The organism is Pseudomonas peradeniyensis, from assembly GCF_014268935.2.
Taxonomy (GTDB): Bacteria; Pseudomonadota; Gammaproteobacteria; order Pseudomonadales; family Pseudomonadaceae; genus Aquipseudomonas; species Aquipseudomonas peradeniyensis.
The window spans coordinates 1,271,388-1,287,159 of the sequence record NZ_JABWRJ020000001.1 but is presented as its reverse complement, the minus strand read 5'-3'; the positions used below and the strand labels follow the sequence as shown (position 1 = coordinate 1,287,159).

20 protein-coding genes are annotated in these 15,772 nt (G+C 65.9%); 13 read left to right on the top strand and 7 right to left on the bottom strand.

What is annotated here, in order from left to right:
• The first annotated feature begins 1 nt into the window (after window position 1).
• Both HU751_RS05585 and HU751_RS05580 read left to right on the top strand, forming a co-directional pair.
• A complete protein-coding gene (locus HU751_RS05585; RefSeq protein ID WP_186734645.1) occupies window positions 2–247 on the top strand; it encodes a hypothetical protein in 246 nt (81 codons plus the stop codon).
• An 11-nt stretch (window positions 248–258) separates the two neighbouring features.
• Window positions 259–507 (top strand): hypothetical protein, encoded by a 249-nt coding sequence (locus tag HU751_RS05580; RefSeq protein ID WP_186734646.1) that lies wholly within the window; start codon window positions 259–261, stop codon window positions 505–507.
• 36 nt (window positions 508–543) lie between these two features.
• Here the strand turns inward: HU751_RS05580 and HU751_RS05575 are convergent, their stop codons facing one another.
• Window positions 544–1,569, bottom strand: a complete 1,026-nt coding sequence (locus tag HU751_RS05575) for an Ldh family oxidoreductase (protein ID WP_186734647.1) — start codon at window positions 1,567–1,569, stop codon at window positions 544–546.
• A 143-nt stretch (window positions 1,570–1,712) separates the two neighbouring features.
• On the opposite strand from HU751_RS05575, the gene HU751_RS05570 reads away from it, so the two are divergent.
• The 6 genes from HU751_RS05570 to HU751_RS05545 all read left to right on the top strand — a co-directional run bounded on the left by HU751_RS05570 (window position 1,713) and on the right by HU751_RS05545 (window position 6,993).
• Complete coding sequence (locus HU751_RS05570) at window positions 1,713–2,585, top strand: MurR/RpiR family transcriptional regulator (RefSeq protein WP_186734648.1); 873 nt, start codon at window positions 1,713–1,715, stop codon at window positions 2,583–2,585.
• Window positions 2,586–2,611: 26 nt separating this feature from the next.
• Window positions 2,612–3,364, top strand: a complete 753-nt coding sequence (locus HU751_RS05565) for a transporter substrate-binding domain-containing protein (RefSeq protein WP_186734649.1) — start codon at window positions 2,612–2,614, stop codon at window positions 3,362–3,364.
• 135 nt (window positions 3,365–3,499) lie between these two features.
• Window positions 3,500–4,219 carry an ABC transporter permease gene (locus HU751_RS05560; RefSeq protein ID WP_186734650.1) on the top strand — a complete coding sequence of 240 codons (720 nt, stop codon included), beginning with the start codon at window positions 3,500–3,502 and terminating at the stop codon, window positions 4,217–4,219.
• Window positions 4,216–4,926 (top strand): ABC transporter permease, encoded by a 711-nt coding sequence (locus HU751_RS05555; protein ID WP_186734651.1) that lies wholly within the window; start codon window positions 4,216–4,218, stop codon window positions 4,924–4,926. Before HU751_RS05560 ends, HU751_RS05555 begins: the two co-directional genes overlap by 4 nt.
• 16 nt (window positions 4,927–4,942) lie before the next feature.
• A complete protein-coding gene (locus tag HU751_RS05550; RefSeq protein WP_186734652.1) occupies window positions 4,943–6,187 on the top strand; it encodes an NAD(P)/FAD-dependent oxidoreductase in 1,245 nt (414 codons plus the stop codon).
• 23 nt (window positions 6,188–6,210) lie between these two features.
• The gene (locus HU751_RS05545) at window positions 6,211–6,993 is read left to right on the top strand and encodes an amino acid ABC transporter ATP-binding protein (RefSeq protein WP_028692145.1); all 783 of its coding nucleotides are present in this window, start codon (window positions 6,211–6,213) and stop codon (window positions 6,991–6,993) included.
• An 81-nt stretch (window positions 6,994–7,074) separates the two neighbouring features.
• Here HU751_RS05545 and HU751_RS05540 read toward each other — a convergent pair whose 3' ends face one another.
• Window positions 7,075–7,956, bottom strand: a complete 882-nt coding sequence (locus HU751_RS05540; RefSeq protein WP_186734653.1) for a LysR family transcriptional regulator — start codon at window positions 7,954–7,956, stop codon at window positions 7,075–7,077.
• A 161-nt stretch (window positions 7,957–8,117) separates the two neighbouring features.
• Between HU751_RS05540 and argC the strand changes: the two genes are divergently transcribed.
• Entirely contained in the window at window positions 8,118–9,047 is a 930-nt protein-coding gene (argC, locus tag HU751_RS05535; RefSeq protein ID WP_186734654.1) for an N-acetyl-gamma-glutamyl-phosphate reductase, read from the top strand.
• A gap of 59 nt (window positions 9,048–9,106) precedes the next feature.
• Complete coding sequence (locus tag HU751_RS05530) at window positions 9,107–9,793, top strand: GNAT family N-acetyltransferase (RefSeq protein ID WP_186734655.1); 687 nt, start codon at window positions 9,107–9,109, stop codon at window positions 9,791–9,793.
• A 12-nt stretch (window positions 9,794–9,805) separates the two neighbouring features.
• Here the strand turns inward: HU751_RS05530 and HU751_RS05525 are convergent, their stop codons facing one another.
• From HU751_RS05525 to HU751_RS05510, 4 genes are all read right to left on the bottom strand, one after another.
• Window positions 9,806–10,285: a VOC family protein gene (locus tag HU751_RS05525; protein WP_186734656.1), complete on the bottom strand. Its 480-nt coding sequence runs from the start codon at window positions 10,283–10,285 to the stop codon at window positions 9,806–9,808.
• Between the two features lie 238 nt (window positions 10,286–10,523).
• Entirely contained in the window at window positions 10,524–11,357 is an 834-nt protein-coding gene (locus tag HU751_RS05520; protein ID WP_186734657.1) for an AraC family transcriptional regulator, read from the bottom strand.
• Between the two features lie 71 nt (window positions 11,358–11,428).
• On the bottom strand, window positions 11,429–11,713 hold the full coding sequence (locus tag HU751_RS05515; protein WP_186734658.1) for a DUF2388 domain-containing protein: 285 nt from the start codon (window positions 11,711–11,713) through the stop codon (window positions 11,429–11,431).
• A 26-nt stretch (window positions 11,714–11,739) separates the two neighbouring features.
• Window positions 11,740–12,111, bottom strand: a complete 372-nt coding sequence (locus HU751_RS05510) for a VOC family protein (protein ID WP_186734659.1) — start codon at window positions 12,109–12,111, stop codon at window positions 11,740–11,742.
• A gap of 552 nt (window positions 12,112–12,663) precedes the next feature.
• Here HU751_RS05510 and HU751_RS05505 point away from each other — a divergent pair.
• The gene (locus HU751_RS05505; protein WP_186734660.1) at window positions 12,664–13,272 is read left to right on the top strand and encodes a hypothetical protein; all 609 of its coding nucleotides are present in this window, start codon (window positions 12,664–12,666) and stop codon (window positions 13,270–13,272) included.
• Between the two features lie 60 nt (window positions 13,273–13,332).
• Window positions 13,333–14,148, top strand: coding sequence for a protein phosphatase 2C domain-containing protein (locus HU751_RS05500; protein WP_186734661.1), 816 nt, complete (start codon window positions 13,333–13,335; stop codon window positions 14,146–14,148).
• Between the two features lie 29 nt (window positions 14,149–14,177).
• Here HU751_RS05500 and HU751_RS05495 read toward each other — a convergent pair whose 3' ends face one another.
• Window positions 14,178–14,603, bottom strand: a complete 426-nt coding sequence (locus tag HU751_RS05495) for a GNAT family N-acetyltransferase (RefSeq protein ID WP_186734662.1) — start codon at window positions 14,601–14,603, stop codon at window positions 14,178–14,180.
• 184 nt (window positions 14,604–14,787) lie between these two features.
• Between HU751_RS05495 and pbpG the strand changes: the two genes are divergently transcribed.
• Window positions 14,788–15,714: a D-alanyl-D-alanine endopeptidase gene (pbpG, locus tag HU751_RS05490; RefSeq protein ID WP_186734663.1), complete on the top strand. Its 927-nt coding sequence runs from the start codon at window positions 14,788–14,790 to the stop codon at window positions 15,712–15,714.
• The last annotated feature ends 58 nt before the right edge of the window (window positions 15,715–15,772 follow it).

Sequence of the window (15,772 nt, the reverse complement as noted above, 5' to 3'; positions counted from 1 at the left end):
AATGTCCTATATCTACCTGACTCTGTGTACTGCACTGACAGGCTGGTTCCTCGACTGGATCTGCAAGCCGATTCTGGTGCGCAGATGGGTCTATCTGGTTTTCCAGATCACCGGCATCACCGCTTGCACCCAACTCGGTGCCCAGGAGGTTCTTTACTGGGATGGAGGGGCATGGGGCCTGTACTTTTCACTCGCCGGATTTCCTCTGCTGTTCGAACGCTCGAGTTGGTATGAGCGAAACCGATAGAGGAGGCATTCATGACCATGCTTTACCTGCTGATCTATCTGCCGGTCGCAATCCTTCTGTTCGACTGGCTTTGCAGCTCAGTACTGCTTCGCAGAATCCTGTACATCGTCTTCATGGTGGCGGGCATCAGTACCTGTTCACAGCTGGGACAACGCGAGTTCATGAATCTCGACGGTGGGCAATGGGCACTATTCTTCGTCGTGCTCGGCACGACCCTGCTGTTTGATCGCTCGCACTTTTTTGATCGTGACCGGGATTGAGGACCTGCGCCCCATCCCGATCCAGATGGGGCCAATTCAGCCCGCCAACCCCCGCAACTCTCCCCACTCCCGCTCACTCAACGCCACCCCTTCCCGCCCCGCCACTTCACGCTCGCGATAACGCCGCTCGCCCGGCATCCGCGTCAACCCGGCGGCCTGCATCTGCCCCACCAGTTCGCGGCTGCGCAGCGCAAAGCGCTCGCCCTCGGCCTTGCTCGGGTCGATCACGATGATCAACTGCCCGGTCCAAGGGGTCTTGGCTCCCGGATGCCCGGACCAGTCGAACTCCCAGGAGAAATTGCCGCCCGTCAGCGCCGCCGCCAGCAGCTCGACCATCATCGACAGCGCCGAGCCCTTGTGCTCGCCGAACGGCAGCAAGGCGCCGCCCTCGAGAATCGCCTTGGGGTCGCTGGTCGGCCGGCCCTCGGCATCCACGCCCATGCCCGGCGGCAGTTGCTCGCCCGCCCGCGCGGCGATCTGCACGTCGCCATGGGCCATGGCGCTGGTGGCCATGTCGAAGACAATCGGATCATGCCCCGCGCAAGGCGCGGCAAAAGCGATGGGGTTGGTGCCGAACAGCGGCTTGCGCGCACCGTGTGGCACCACGCAGGTCATGCTGTTGACCACGCTCAGGGCCACCAGGCCTTCGTCGGCGAACGGCTCGACATCCGGCCACAGCGCGGCGAAATGGTGCGAGTTGTGGATCGCCAGCACCGCGATGCCAGCCGTGCGTGCCTTCTCCACCAGCAGCGGGCGGGCTGCCGCAAGTGCCGGCTGGGCAAAGCCGCCCTTGGCATCGACTCGCACATAGGCCGGCGCAAGATCACTCACCTGCGGCTCGGCGCGGCCATCGACCCAGCCGCTGTCCAGGGTCGAGACATAACCGGGAATACGGAACACCCCATGGCTGTGGGCACCGTCGCGCTGGGCACTGGCGCAGTTGTGGGCGAGCACGGCGGCCACCGCCGCGCTGCAGCCATGACGCTCGAAGATCGCCTGCAGCAACGCCTGCAGTTCGTTAAAAGGCACGCGCACGACAGGGCCGGTGGAAGGTGAAGACATCTGGAGCTCCTTTCTTGGAATTGGATTCGCTACAGCGCAACTGCACAGACTTTCCCGCCAATGACAGCTATCTGTCAAATATTGACTTGATGACAGAAAACAGCCATTTTGGCTTCCACGCCAGAAATCAACCGGAACCGACCATGAGCCAATCGATCAAGCAACGCCTGGAAAGCAGCCTGCACACCGCTGCCGCCTCTGGCCGCCAGATCGCCAGCTACATGCTCGCCAACCTCCACGAACTGCCGTTCCAGACCTCGGCCAGCATCGCCGCCAAGCTGGGCGTCAGTGAATCCAGCGTCGGCCGCTTCTGCCGCTCGCTGGGCTACGCGCACCTCAAGGCGCTCAAGCAGGACCTGCAGAACGACCTGGGCGACGGCCCCTGGCTGGTGGGCGACCGCCTGCAGGAATTCCGCCAGCAACCCGAGGATGACCAGCGCTCGGGCAGCCTGGAGCTGGAAATGGCCGCGCTGGTGCGCGTACACGAGTACAGCCGCGGAGAAGCCTGGCAGCAGGTGGCCCGGCGCCTGGCGGAAAAGCCGCGGGTGTTCGTCGCCGGTTTTCAGACCGAACGCGGCGTGGCCATGTGCATGAGCCACCTGCTGCAATACCTGCGCGACGGCGTGCAGCTGGTCGACGGCAGCGCCGGGCACTTCGCCGAGGTGCTGCTGGGGCGCCCCCAGGACTGCGCGTTGGTGGTGTTCGAGGCGCGCCGCTATTCCCGCCATGCCCTGCAGCTGTGCCACAAGGCCCGCGAGCTGGGCATCCCGGTGACCCTGGTCACCGACACCTTCTGTGAATGGGCCGATGCCAACGCCGACGAGGTGTTCCGCATCCCCACCGAATTCAACCTGTTCTGGGAATCCACCGCGACCATGCTGTCGTGGGTGCACCTGATGGTCAACGAGGTCTGCAAGAAGCTCGGACCGGATGTTGAAAGACGCTTGGAAGCAACTGCCGCTCTACATAACGAGTTCGTCGGCTACACCTCGTGGCCGGCGGGCAAACAACAATAGCAAGAGTGCAACTACCGAGGTGCGAGATGAAAGGAACCATGGCTGTGGTGGGTGCGTGCGCCCTGCTGCTGGCGGCCGGCGCCAGTGCCGAGACCCTGCGTTTTGCCACTGAAGGCGCTTACCCGCCGTTCAACTACGTCGATGCCGACAACCAGCTGCACGGCTTTGACATCGACATCACCCATGCCCTGTGCGAGCAGATGAAAGTCGAGTGCACCCTGGTGGCCCAGGACTGGGAAGGCATCATCCCGGCGCTGATGGCGCGCAAGTACGACGCCGTGGTGGCTTCGATGATCGACACCGAGGAGCGCCGCCGCAAGATCGCCTTCACCGACCGCTACTACCGCACCCCGCTGACCGTGGCAGTCGCCAAGGACAGCACGATCAGCGACGCGCAGACCGACTTCAAGGGCTACACGGTCGGCGCCCAGTCCGCCTCGACCCAGGCGATCTACGCCGAGGACGTGTACGGCAAGGCCGGCGCGGACGTGAAGCTGTACCCGACCCTGGACGAGGCCAACGCCGACCTTGCCGCCGGGCGCCTGGACGGGGTGATCGCCGACAAGTTCCCGCTGCACGAATGGCTGAACAAGAATGGCAAGGATTGCTGCAAGATCCTCGGCGACGTCGACGGTACCAAGGCCGACGCGGCGATTGCCGTGCGCAAGGATGACCAGGCCCTGCGCGTGCGGCTGAACGAGGCCCTGGCGGCGATCGTGGCCAATGGCACGTACCAGAAGATCGCGAGCAGGTATTTCGCCTTCGATATCTATAACTGATACGAATCCTGGGGCTGCTGCGCAGCCCTTTTCGCGACACAAGGCCGCTCCCACAGGGCGCGCGCGATCCCTGTGGGAGCGGCCTTGTGTCGCGATCGGGGCGCGATGCGCCCCGCCGATCTCGAGGATGCACCCATGCTCGATCAACTCTCCCTGCTCTCCTTCGCCAGCGGTGGCTGGGGCCAGGCGCTGCTGGCCGGCGCACTGGTGACGGTGTCGCTGGCCCTGGCCTGCCTGCCCATCGGCCTGCCGCTGGGCCTGCTGGTGGCGCTGGCCGCGCGCTCGCGCAAACGCCTGCCGCGGGCCTGGGCCACCACGTTCTCCACGGTGTTCCGCGGTCTGCCCGAACTGCTCACCCTGCTGATCATCTACTACGGCTGCCAGATCGCCGCGCAGAAGGTCCTCGCCGCGCTGGGCTACGAGGGCGAGGTGCTGATCAACACCTTCCTCGCCGCCATGGTTGCCTTCAGCCTGGTGTTCGCCGCGTTCTCCAGCGAGATCTGGCTGATGGCCTTCAAGACCCTGCCCAAGGGCCAACTGGAAGCCTGCGCGGCCCTGGGCCTGGGCAAACGCACCGGGTTTTTCAGGGTAGTGCTGCCGCAACTGACGCGCATCGCCCTGCCGGGTCTGTCGAACAACTGGCTGAGCCTGCTCAAGGACACCTCGCTGGTCTCGACCATCTCGCTGATCGACCTGATGCGCCAGACCAACCTGGCGGTCAGCGTGACCAAGGAACCGATGCTGTTCTACGGCGTCGCCTGCCTGGTCTACCTGCTGTTCTCGGCGCTGTCGGGCAGGGTCTTCGCCCTGCTGGAGCGGCGTAGCAACCGCCATCTGCAAGGAGCCCGCCCATGAGCCCGGAGCAACTGCTGGCCTACGTGCTCGACCCCGACCTGCTGGAGCGCTACGGCGCGCGCTTCGTCGATGGCCTGCTGGTCACCGCCAAGCTGGTGGCAATCTCCTTCACCCTCGGCGCGCTGCTGGGCATGTTCCTGGCCCTGGCGCGGATGTCGCAGAGCCTAGCGCTGCAGCGCCTGGCCGCGGGCTACGTGTACTTCTTCCGCGGCTCGCCGCTGCTGGCGCAATTGTTTTTGCTGTACTACGGGCTCGGTTCGCTCAAGGGCTTCTGGCAGGACCTGGGGCTGTGGTGGTTCTTCCGCGAGGCCTGGTACTGCGCCCTGCTCGCCTTCACCCTCAACACTGCCGCGTACCAGGCCGAGATCTTCCGCGCCAGCCTGATGGCCGTCGCGCCGGGCCAGTACGAGGCCGCCAAGGCCCTGAACCTCAAGCGCTCGACCACCTTCTTCAAGGTGGTGCTGCCGCAGTCGCTGCTGGTGGCCATCGGCCCGCTGGGCAACGAGCTGATCATGATGATCAAGGCCAGCGCCATCGCCTCGCTGGTGACCATCTACGACCTGATGGGGGTGACCAAGCTGGCCTTCTCGCGCAGCTTCGACTTCCAGATCTACCTGTGGGCGGCGGTGCTCTACCTGCTGATCGTCGAGGTGGTCCGGCGCACCCTGAAACACCTGGAGGCCCGCCTGGGCCGCCACCTGAACTGATTGAAGGAATCCTTTCATGCATTGCCAGACCATCGTCCTGGGCGCCGGCATCGTCGGCGTCAGCACCGCCCTGCACCTGCAGGCCCGCGGACGCCAGGTGATCCTCGTCGACCGCGACGAACCGGGCAGCGGCACCAGCCATGGCAACGCCGGGCTGATCGAGCGCTCCAGCGTGATCCCCTACGCCTTCCCGCGCCAGTGGAGTGCCTTGCTGCGCTACGGCCTGAACCGCCAGCCCGATGTGCGCTACAGCCTGACCCACCTGCCCAAGGCCGCGCCCTGGCTGCTCAGCTACTGGCGCCAGTCCGCCCCCGGCCGCCTGGCCAAGGCTGCCGCCGACATGCTGCCACTGGTGCAGCGCAGCGTCGAGGAACACGATGCGCTGATCGAAGCCGCCGGCCTGCAGGGGCTGGTGCAGGCCAAAGGCTGGATCGAGGTGTACCGTGATGCCGCGCTCTTCGAGCAGGCCAAGCGCGATCTGAAGGGGCTGGCCCGCTACGGCCTGCAGTACGAAATCCTCGAACGCGAACAACTGCAGGCCCGCGAACAGCAACTGGACGGTGGCGTGATCGGCGGTATCCACTGGCTCGACCCGAAGACGGTGAGCAACCCCGGCGGCCTGACCCGTGGCTATGCGGCGCTGTTCGTCCAACGCGGCGGGCAGTTCCTCCACGGCGACGCCCGTAGCCTGCGCCAGGTCGAGGATGGCTGGCAGTTGGACACGCGTCGCGGCAGCGTGACCGCCGACGAAGTGGTGGCCTGCCTCGGCCCGCAGTCGGCCGACCTCTACGAGCGGCTGGGCTACCGCTTTCCGCTGGGCATCAAACGCGGCTACCACATGCACTACGCCACCCGCGATGGCGCCGAGCTGGGTCATTCGATCTGCGACACCCAGGGCGGCTACGTCCTGGCGCCGATGGCCCGTGGCGTGCGCCTGACCACCGGCATCGAGTTCGCGGCGAGCGACGCCGCCGCCAACGAGATCCAGCTGCGCCGCTGCGAGGCCCTGGCACGCCGGCTGTTCCCGGCCCTGGGCGAGCGCCTGGACGACAAGCCCTGGCTGGGCCGCCGTCCCTGCCTGCCAGACATGCGCCCGGTGATCGGCCCGGCCCCCCTGCACAAGCACCTGTGGTTCAACTTCGGCCATGCCCACCACGGCCTGACCCTGGGCCCGGTCAGCGGCCGCCTGCTGGCCGAGCTGATGACCGGTGAACGCCCCTTCACCGACCCTGCGCCCTACAGCGCCGCACGTTTCGACTGAACCTTGAGCGGGAGAACAACAAGATGACCGCCCCCCTGAGCCTTGCCAGCCTGCACCCTGCCCCCGATCCGCGCCCGGAGCTGATCCGCATCGAGGGCCTGAACAAGCACTATGGCGCCTTCCATGTGCTGCACGACATCGACCTGTCGGTACGCGAGGGCGAGCGCATCGTGCTCTGCGGCCCGTCGGGCTCGGGCAAGTCGACGCTGATCCGCTGCATCAACCGCCTGGAGATCGCCCAGCAGGGCAGCATCCGCGTGGCCGGCACCGACCTCGCCAGCAAGGGCCGCCAGGCCGACCAGGTACGCAGCGAGATCGGCATGGTGTTCCAGCACTTCAACCTGTTCCCGCACATGAGCGTGCTCGACAACTGCCTGCTGGCGCCGATGAGCGTGCGCGGCCTGTCGCGCCGGGAGGCCGAGGAGCGGGCGCGGTTGTACTTGAGCAAGGTCGGCATCGAGAGCCAGGCGCACAAGTACCCCAGCCAGCTGTCCGGTGGCCAGCAGCAGCGGGTGGCGATCGCCCGGGCGCTGTGCATGAAACCGAGGATCATGCTGTTCGACGAGCCAACCTCGGCGCTCGACCCGGAGATGGTGGCCGAGGTGCTGGATGTGCTGGTGCAGTTGGCCGGCACTGGCATGACCATGCTTTGCGTCACCCACGAGATGGGCTTCGCCCGGCAGGTGGCCGAGCGGGTGCTGTTCCTCGAGGGCGGGAAGATTATCGAGGACAGCCCACCCGAGGTGTTCTTCGGCCAGCCGCGCACGGCGCGGGCGCAGGCGTTTCTCAAGCAGATCCTGCATTAGTTTCAATCAGGGCCGCGGTGCGGCCCTTTTTTCGACCAGCGTTCTCCAGCGCATGGCAGGTGGCAGCCTGAACTGCCATTTTTATTGGCGCAGCCGCCCCAACGCCTCCAGTACATGTTCCGTCGCCCGTTCCACCTGCCCCTCGCGACAGGCAATCCCCAGCTGGCGCCACATCCCCGGTCGCAACGGCCGCCGGGCGATGCGTGGCGACGACTGTTGCACCTCTCCTTCCTGCGGCAGCAAGGTGGCGCCGTAGCCCGCGGCCACCAGGCTCTTGATCGCATCGTTGTAGTTCAGCTCGATCCGCGGCTCGGGGTACAGCCCCGCCGCGGCAAACCACTCCGATGTCACCCGCGACAACTGCGTGGAGCTGTCGTTGAGGATCAGCGCCCGAGCGGCGAGCCAGGCCGGCGTGACCCGGGCCGGCGGCTGCCAGTCGGCGGGGACATAGGCCATGATCGGGTCGCGCCGCCACGGTGTGATCCTCAGCCCTTTGCCCGCCACCTGCGGCAACGCCACCAGGCCGATGTCCAGGGTGCCCTCGCGCAGTCGCGCCAGGGAGGCCTGGGAAGTGAGCACCTGAACCTGCACATCGATCCCCGGGTGGTCCACCTGCAGTGTTTCCAGGGCCTGGGGCAACAGGTGGGCGATGGCGCCGGTCGAAGCGCCCAGGCGCACCCGTCCGGTCAGGCCCTGCACCTGGCGGCGCACCTCGTCCAGAGCCTGGTCGGCGTCGGCCAGCAGGCGCCGGGCGCGGGCCAGCAAGGTTGCGCCGATGGCCGTCGGGCGCACCTGGCCGCGGGTGCGGGTGAGCAAGGGTGCACCAATGCGCGCCTCCAGCTCGGCCACGTGCAGGCTGATGGTGGGGGGCGCCAGATTGAGCTGACGGGCAGCGTCGGCGAAGGAAGCACGGTCGGCGATCACCACCAGGGTGCGCAGGCGGTCGAGGCTGATTTCTCGCATGGGGTCTCGGCACGGATGAAGAACTGACGGCTGACATGCTCCTACAGGGCAATGCGATTAAGTTCAGAAATACTGAACATGGTAATCATGATATTCAAATTTTCTTTCATCCAGTGAACAGCGAGGATACGGCTATTCCTTCTCTTCACTGGACAACCGACATGCACCAGCCCCTCGTTTTCATCGACGGCGACCAAGGCACCACCGGCCTGCAGATCCATGCCCGCCTGCACGGCCGCCAGGACCTGCGCCTGCTCACCCTGCCCGAAGCCGAGCGCAAGGACCCGGCGCGGCGCAGCGAGGCGATCAACAGCGCTGATATCGCCGTGCTCTGCCTGCCCGACGACGCCGCCCGCGAGGCCGTGGCCACCCTGCACAACCCAGCGGTGCGGGTGATCGACGCAAGCTCCGCGCACCGCACCACGCCCGGCTGGATCTATGGCCTGCCAGAACTGAACGAACAACAGGCCGAACGCATTGCCCGGGCTTCCCGGGTAAGCAACCCCGGCTGCTACCCCACCGGCGCCATCGCCCTGCTGCATCCGCTGGTCAAGGCAGGCTTGCTGCCGGCGGATTATCCGCTGAGCATCCATGCCATCTCCGGCTACTCCGGTGGCGGCCGGACCGCCGTCGAGCGGCATGAGCAGCGCAGCGACGCCTACCTGCCGACCCTCCAGCTGTACGGCCTGGAGCTCGCCCACAAGCATGTGCCAGAGATCCAGCAGCATGCGGGGCTGAGCGCGCGGCCGGTGTTCGTGCCGGGTTATGGCGACTACCGCCAGGGCATCGTGCTGAGCATCCCGCTGCAACTGCGCCTGCTGCCCGGGGTCAGCGCCGAGCAGCTGCAGGCCTGCCTGGAGCGACATTACCAGGGCGCCCGCCATGTACAGGTGATGCCTCTGCACCAGCACGGCCCAGCTCAGGCGTTGGACCCGCAGGCGTTGAACGACAGCAATGACTTGCGCCTGGCCGTGTATGCCAACCCCGAGCATGGCCAGGTATTGCTGACCGCGGTGTTCGACAACCTGGGCAAGGGCGCCTCGGGTGCCGCGGTGCAGAACCTCGACCTCATGCTGGCCGGGCTGCGCTAGAATGATCGCCCGCCTCGTTCCGGGGCGGGTGTTTCAGTCCTGCCGGAGCCCGACCCGCAATGTTCATCCTCCGACGCCTCGAAGGCGTGCCGCCCGAATCCTTCCAGAACCAGATCCGCCAGCTGGTGATCGACCATGTCGGCCAGCTCAGCAGCGTTGCCATCATCCCGGACAACCCGCTCTACCCGCTGTACCAATACGGTGTTGGCCTGGAGGTGCACCAGTACCTGATGGCCCTGGACGGCACCCGCGGCCTGGCCGTCGAGCTGACCCTGGCCCTGGATGCCGAGGCTCCGGACCAACTGCTCGGCTTCGCCCTGGTACTGCCGGCCCAGGACAATCCCCAGGCCTGCGCCCTGGCCTACCTCGCCGTCGCCCCCAGCCACCGCCGCCAGGGCATCGCCCGTGGCCTGCTGCACGCGGTGCGTGAACGCTATGCCTGCGTCGAGCTGAGCACCTTTGCCCAGCAGGTGCCGTGGTTCGAGAACATGGGCCTGCAGGTGGTCGCCTGTACCGGGCCGCAGGTGTTGATGAGCAGCACCGGGCAGGCCAGCGGCGCGCTGATCGGGCGGCTGGACATCGCGCCGATCTACCAGACCGTCGAAGTCCGGCAGATCCACGCCTACCTGCTCAAGCAACAGGGCGAGGCGGCGATGATGGATGCCGAGCGCCTTCGCGACGAGCGGCTGGACGTCCTGACGGAACAGGCACGGGCGTGCGTCAGGGAACGCAAGACCGTGCATTGAGGCGCCTCGCCGTCAGCCCTTGATGGCCTTCTCGATCGTGGCAATGTCGATCTTGCCCATCTGCAGCATCGCCTCGAACGCCCGCTTCGCCAGGGCGCGATCGGGGCTGGCCACCGCCTGGGTCAATACCCGCGGGCTGATCTGCCAGGACACCCCCCACCTGTCCTTGCACCAGCCGCACACGCTCTCGCTGCCACCGTTGCCGACGATGGCGTCCCAGTAGCGATCAGTTTCCTCCTGGCTGTCGGTCGCCACCTGGAACGAAAAGGCCTCGCTGTGGGTAAACGCCTTGCCCCCATTGAGACCGATGCACGGGATGCCCAGCACGGTGAACTCCACCGTGATCACATCGCCCGTCCTGCCCGAGGGGTAGTCGGCGGGCGCCTTGTGCACGGCGGTCACCCGGCTGTCGGGGAAGGTGCTGGCGTAGAAGTTCGCCGCGTCCTCGGCGTCGTTGTCGTACCACAGGCAAACAGTGTTCTTGGCGGTCATGTCAGGACTCCTGGGGTGGGCTAGTGTGGTGTTTCACAAATAACGACCATAGCTCGCTGCGCTTTTTGCGCTCATGCGGCGTTGTCGCTCCTCGCCGTAGCTGGGCTACGACTTGTCGCGACGCCTTGCCTGAGCGCAAAAATCGCTTGCGAGTTATTGGTCGTATTTGCAAAACACCACACTGGACTCGTTGCCCACGAGTCTATTCCTCTGTCCTGGCCTGCTCGGACAAGCGCGATCAGCGGCTGGCGAGCGGGATCCACAGGTCCACATGCCCGGTACCGCGCACAGGGTCGAAATCGGCGCTGTACTGCTCGAACTCCGGCGCGTCGGCCGCCTGGTGGCCTGAAGCCGGCAGCCACTGGTTGAACACGGTGAAGACGGTCTGATGAATCATCGACACATGACCCAGGTGGCGGAATACCACATAGTCTCGCGCCACGAGCCTGAAGTGGTGAAAGTGCGCGGGCAGGTCATCGACACGGTGCACCTCGACCCCGGCGATATACTCGAAACTGCCATCATCCCCCGGATTGCAGTACAGCCCGTAGGTGTCATCACCTACCTGCCCCGGCACCCGCCCAACGAAGGGATCGAAGGCCTGCCACAGGCCTGGGATCCCTTCGTTGCGCTCGAAGGTGAAGCGCTCGCCGAGGCCGGCGATGCAGAAATCCGGGCGACGCTCGAAGCGCGGCTCGGCCAGGGGAACGAAGTTGAGTGCTTTCATGCGCAAGGGCTCCACTAGGGCGATCGGTTGATGGGCGCCACTGCGTACCCGGCTCGGCGCCACGCCGAACAGGTCGCAGAAGGCCCGGGTGAAGGCTTCGTGGGAGCCATAGCCTGCCGCCAGCGCCACCTCGAGGATCTCCCGTTTGCCGCTGCACAGCGTCTGCGCGGCCCGGCTCAGGCGCCGCGCCCGGACATAGCGCATCACCGACCAGCCGGTGGCAGCGGCGAACTGCCGCGCCAGGGCAAAGGGCGACAGGCCGAAATGCCCGGCGACATGGGTCAGATCCAGATCGCGGTCCAGGACGGTTTCGAGATACCACAGGATGTGTTCGATGCTGCGCATTGCCAGGCTCCTCACTCGACCCAGTCACCCTAGCAAAGCGACGCACCGGCCATTTGATCGTTCTTGCGCACTCAGCCCCGGCAGGCGAACGCCTGTGCCAGGTCACCGTCGCTCAGCGCGCTCACCGGATGCAGCTGGCGGTACTCGCTCAAGGCCTGCTCCAGCCGTGCGCCGCGTAGGCGCCCGTCGCTGGCGATGAACAGCAACGCATCGTCGCGGGCGGCTTGGTAAGTGCGCGCAGGGTGGCTGGTGGAGCCACTGACGGCAGCGGTGGCGAGGCTCGAACCGACGGTGAAGTGGTCGGTCGAGTTGCCCTTGCCGTCCATGGCCAAGGCCGGGCCGACAAGCAGCAACATCGCAAGGAGCGCAGGGCCGCGCAGGATCACGAGGCGACCCGCGCGGCTTGCACTGCGTCGCCGTGCTGCTGGCTGAAGGCCAGGTAATAGCCATTGCAGTCACGCACGCCGAACTCCCGCGAACCATACTCCGTGTCGTGCAACGGCCAGGTGATATCCGCCAGCTCGCGAACTTGCGCGTAATAGCCGTCGACGTCCTCGACCACCAGGTAGAAGGTCCCGGCACACCCCGGCGGCAGCCGCCACAGGTCGTCCTCGGTGAACAGCAGGCTGCAGTCGTGCAACTGCACGGTAAGGGTCGATTGCGCGGTGTCGGCGACGGTAAATTGCAGCACATCGCGGTAATGACGGCGGGTGGCGTCAAGGTCGGTGCAGCGCAAAAGCGGGGCAACAGGCATGCGGAACCTCCTCGTCGGTAAACGGGTTGCGGCGGATCATCGCCGCAAACCTCAGCCCCTTCAAGCTCTTTGGGTGCGAGGGTCATTGACCGCGTCGGGGCCACCAAGTGTTCGCCGAAAGCCTTGCAGCGCCTGTGAGATCGAGCGCCGCCCGCGCGGCGCATCGCTGGCAAGCCAGCTCCCACATTTGTTTCGGGCCAGTCTGTCCTGTGAAGTTATCGCTGTCCGCCCCAGTGCATGACTTGAGACAGGTGGAGCGCCAGTGATGCCCACGCTGAAACCGCGTCGTACCAACAAGGCGTACAGCCGCGGCGGCGCAGGCATAACTGGCCCGAAACAGATGTGGGAGCTGGCTTGCCAGCGATGCGCCGCGCGGGCGGCGCTCGATCTCACAGGCGCTGCAAGATTTGTGGCGAACAGTGCCCGGCCTCGAAACTGATGCGCCTGCCAAGCAAGCCCCCTTGGCTGAACGCTCAAGTCGGCCAGGCAAGAGCCGATACCCCTAGTGCATCCGATCGGATGCACGATTGTGCAGTTACTCAAGGATGATTCATGTTGCGCCACAACCTGCCAGCCCTGCTGGTACTGTCGCTGTTGCTGTCACTCACCGGCTGCAATGGCCTGCCAAGCTCGAACGCCACCGACTCTGCGCCGCTCGGCCCGGTTCGTCCGGATAGCGAAGCCCGCACGACCTGGATCACGCAGATCCTGGCCCAGGACCCACTGGCCAGCCAGGACCGACAGCCACCACCGCGCCAGAGCAACGCGCAGATCGTCGACGCATTGCGCCAGAAGCGCGACCTGAAGTTGCCGGATGCCTACTGGGCGCAGTGGCAACGCAATCTCGATACCTTCGATGCCGAAGCCTCTCGTCACAAGGAAGCACAGCGCGCCCGTTACATCGCGACGTTCAGCGACCAGCTCAAGCGCGTCGACGACACCACCCTGCAACGCCTGGCCAGTGCGCCCGACACCCTGGACGCGGCCACCCGCGATGCCTGGAAGCAACGCCTGATCGAACGCTACAGCCGCTATATCATCGACAGTAAAGTGGGCCGCGACATCCTCGACGCCCATCTGCGACGCATGGCGCTGATGGACCGGCAATTCGGCGTCTGCGACCTGGACAGCCATTGCTGGGACCGCACGCCCAAGCCGTGAAATTTGACTCGCGACGGCGCAGGGCTCAAGGTCAGTGATCCTACCGACCAGGAGCCCGACATGCATTTCGACCTGATCCAGAGCTTGTGCCTGGCTGGCAAGCCCGATGTGCCCAATGACGACCGTGTCGGCAACGCCGACCGCCACGCCTGGGTCATCGACGGCGCCACCGACCTCGGCGCCCCCGGCCTGCTGGGTGAGCGCGGCGGCGCGGCGTGGCTCTCGGCCACGGCCCAGCGCGCCTTCGCCACGGCCTCGGGGCCACTGCGGCAGGTCTGCGAGACGGTCTTCGATTCGGTTGCCCAGGCCTATCGGCAGGACCGCCGACGCGAGCCCCTGGCCACCTGGGAACTGCCGCGCGCTGCCTTTGCCGCGGTGGCCATCGAAGGTGAAGAGCTGGTCTGCGCGCACCTGGCCGACTGCGTGGTGCTGCATCGTAGCGCGCAAGGCATCCGCTTCCTCACCCCCGAGCCCGATCGCGAGGCCGAGCAAGCCGAAGCCGCCGCGCTCGGCCCTGGCACCGGTGCCCACGGCGTGCGCACCCCGGCGGTGCTGGCCGACCGCCGCAGCGCCCGCGAGCGGCCCCGGGCCGTGCTCGGCGTCGATGCCGAGCTGTCCCGGGAGGGCACCTTCTACAGCCGAGCCCCAGTCGCCGTGGGTGACGATGTGCTGCTGATGAGCGATGGCTTTGCGGCGCTGTTCGATACCTACCGGGCCTATGACCCGGCAGGTTTCATCGAGCGCCTGCAAAGCCACGGCCTGGATGACCTGGCCCGGACGCTGCGCGGCATCGAGCACGACGATGCCGCGTGCCTGCGCTATCCGCGGTTCAAGATGAGCGACGACGCCTCGGCGATCTGGTTGCGGGTGGGTTGAGCGGAGCCGTCAGCTCGCCACGCCAGAGACTAAGCCAACCGTTTATGCAGGAAATAACGGCTATGCCCGGGCGGAAAATCGGCAAGCTCGCCAAACACCTCGAACCCCAGCTTGCGGTAGAAGTCCGGCGCCTGGAAGCTGAAGGTATCCAGCCAGATCCCGCAGCAACCCTTCTCCCTTGCCAACGCTTCGGCCTGGACCATCAGCTCGCGCCCGGTGCCCTGCCCGCGCATGCGCTCGGGCACCACCAGCAGCTCGACGAACAACCAGCCCCCTCCGAGCCTGGCGTAGAGCCCGCCGATGATCTCATCGCTGGCGGGATCGCGCAGCGTCCAGGCGACGGTGGCCGCGCCGGGGGAGCCGATCACAGTGTCGTTGAAAGCGCGCAAAGGCTTGAGAATCGCATCGTGATGCAGGCTGGTGGCCTGGTCGGTGAAATCGATCGTGAGCGTCATGGCAGGTCGTCCGGTTGACCACGTAGGAAGGCGGCGCAAAGCGCGCCGGATTAAATTTACTTCACGTTGCGCCCTTTAGATATAAGGCATTCGACAGCGGTTCGACCATACTCCAGAATGCAACGGTTTTTTGGGGGAAACCCTTGCACAGCCAACGACATACCAACATTTAGTGAGCCTCAACGTGAAAACTTCCCTGTCCATCCTCAGCCTGCTGCTGTTGCTCACAGGTACCGCGACCCTACCGTCGACCGCTGCTGCACAACCCCCGGCCCAGGTCCAGCGCGACCCAAGCAAGCTGCACCTGGCCTCCGGCAGCGCCCTGTTGATCGACCTCAACACCAACAAGGAGCTGTATGCCAGCCACGCCGATCGCGTGCGCCCCATCGCTTCGGTCACCAAGCTGATGACCGCGATGGTCGTGCTCGACGCCAAGCTGCCCATGGACGAAATGCTCGGCATGACCATCGCCAACAACCCGGAGATGAAGGGCGTGTACTCGCGGGTACGCCTGGGCAGTGAGCTGAACCGTCGCGAGACGTTGCTGATCACCCTGATGTCGTCGGAAAACCGCGCGGCCAACACCCTGGCCAACCACTACCCCGGTGGCTATGGCGCCTTCATCAAGGCGATGAACGCCAAGGCCCGCAGCCTGGGCATGAGCAACACCCGCTACGTCGAGCCGACCGGCCTGTCGACCCTGAACGTGTCCACCGCCCACGACCTCGCCAAGCTGCTGATGGCCTCGCGCAAGTACCCGTTGCTCAGCGAGCTGTCGACCACCCGCGAGAAGACCGTGGCGTTCCGCAAGCCCAACTACACCCTGGGCTTTCGCAACACCGACCACCTGGTGAACAAGAGCAACTGGGACATCGCCCTGACCAAGACCGGCTTCACCAACGAAGCGGGGCATTGCCTGGTGCTGCTGACGAAGATGGACAACCGTCCGGTGGCCATGGTGATTCTCGACGCCTATGGCAAGTACACCCACTTCGCCGATGCCAGCCGCATGCGCCAGTGGCTGGAGACCGGCAGCGCCAAGCCGGCGCCGGCGGTGGCCATGCAGTACAAGAGCGAGCGCCAGAGCCGCGCGCGCCTGGCGCAGGACTGATACTCCGCTGAAACGACGACGCCCCGCATGATGCGGGGCGTCTTGCTTTACCGATCTG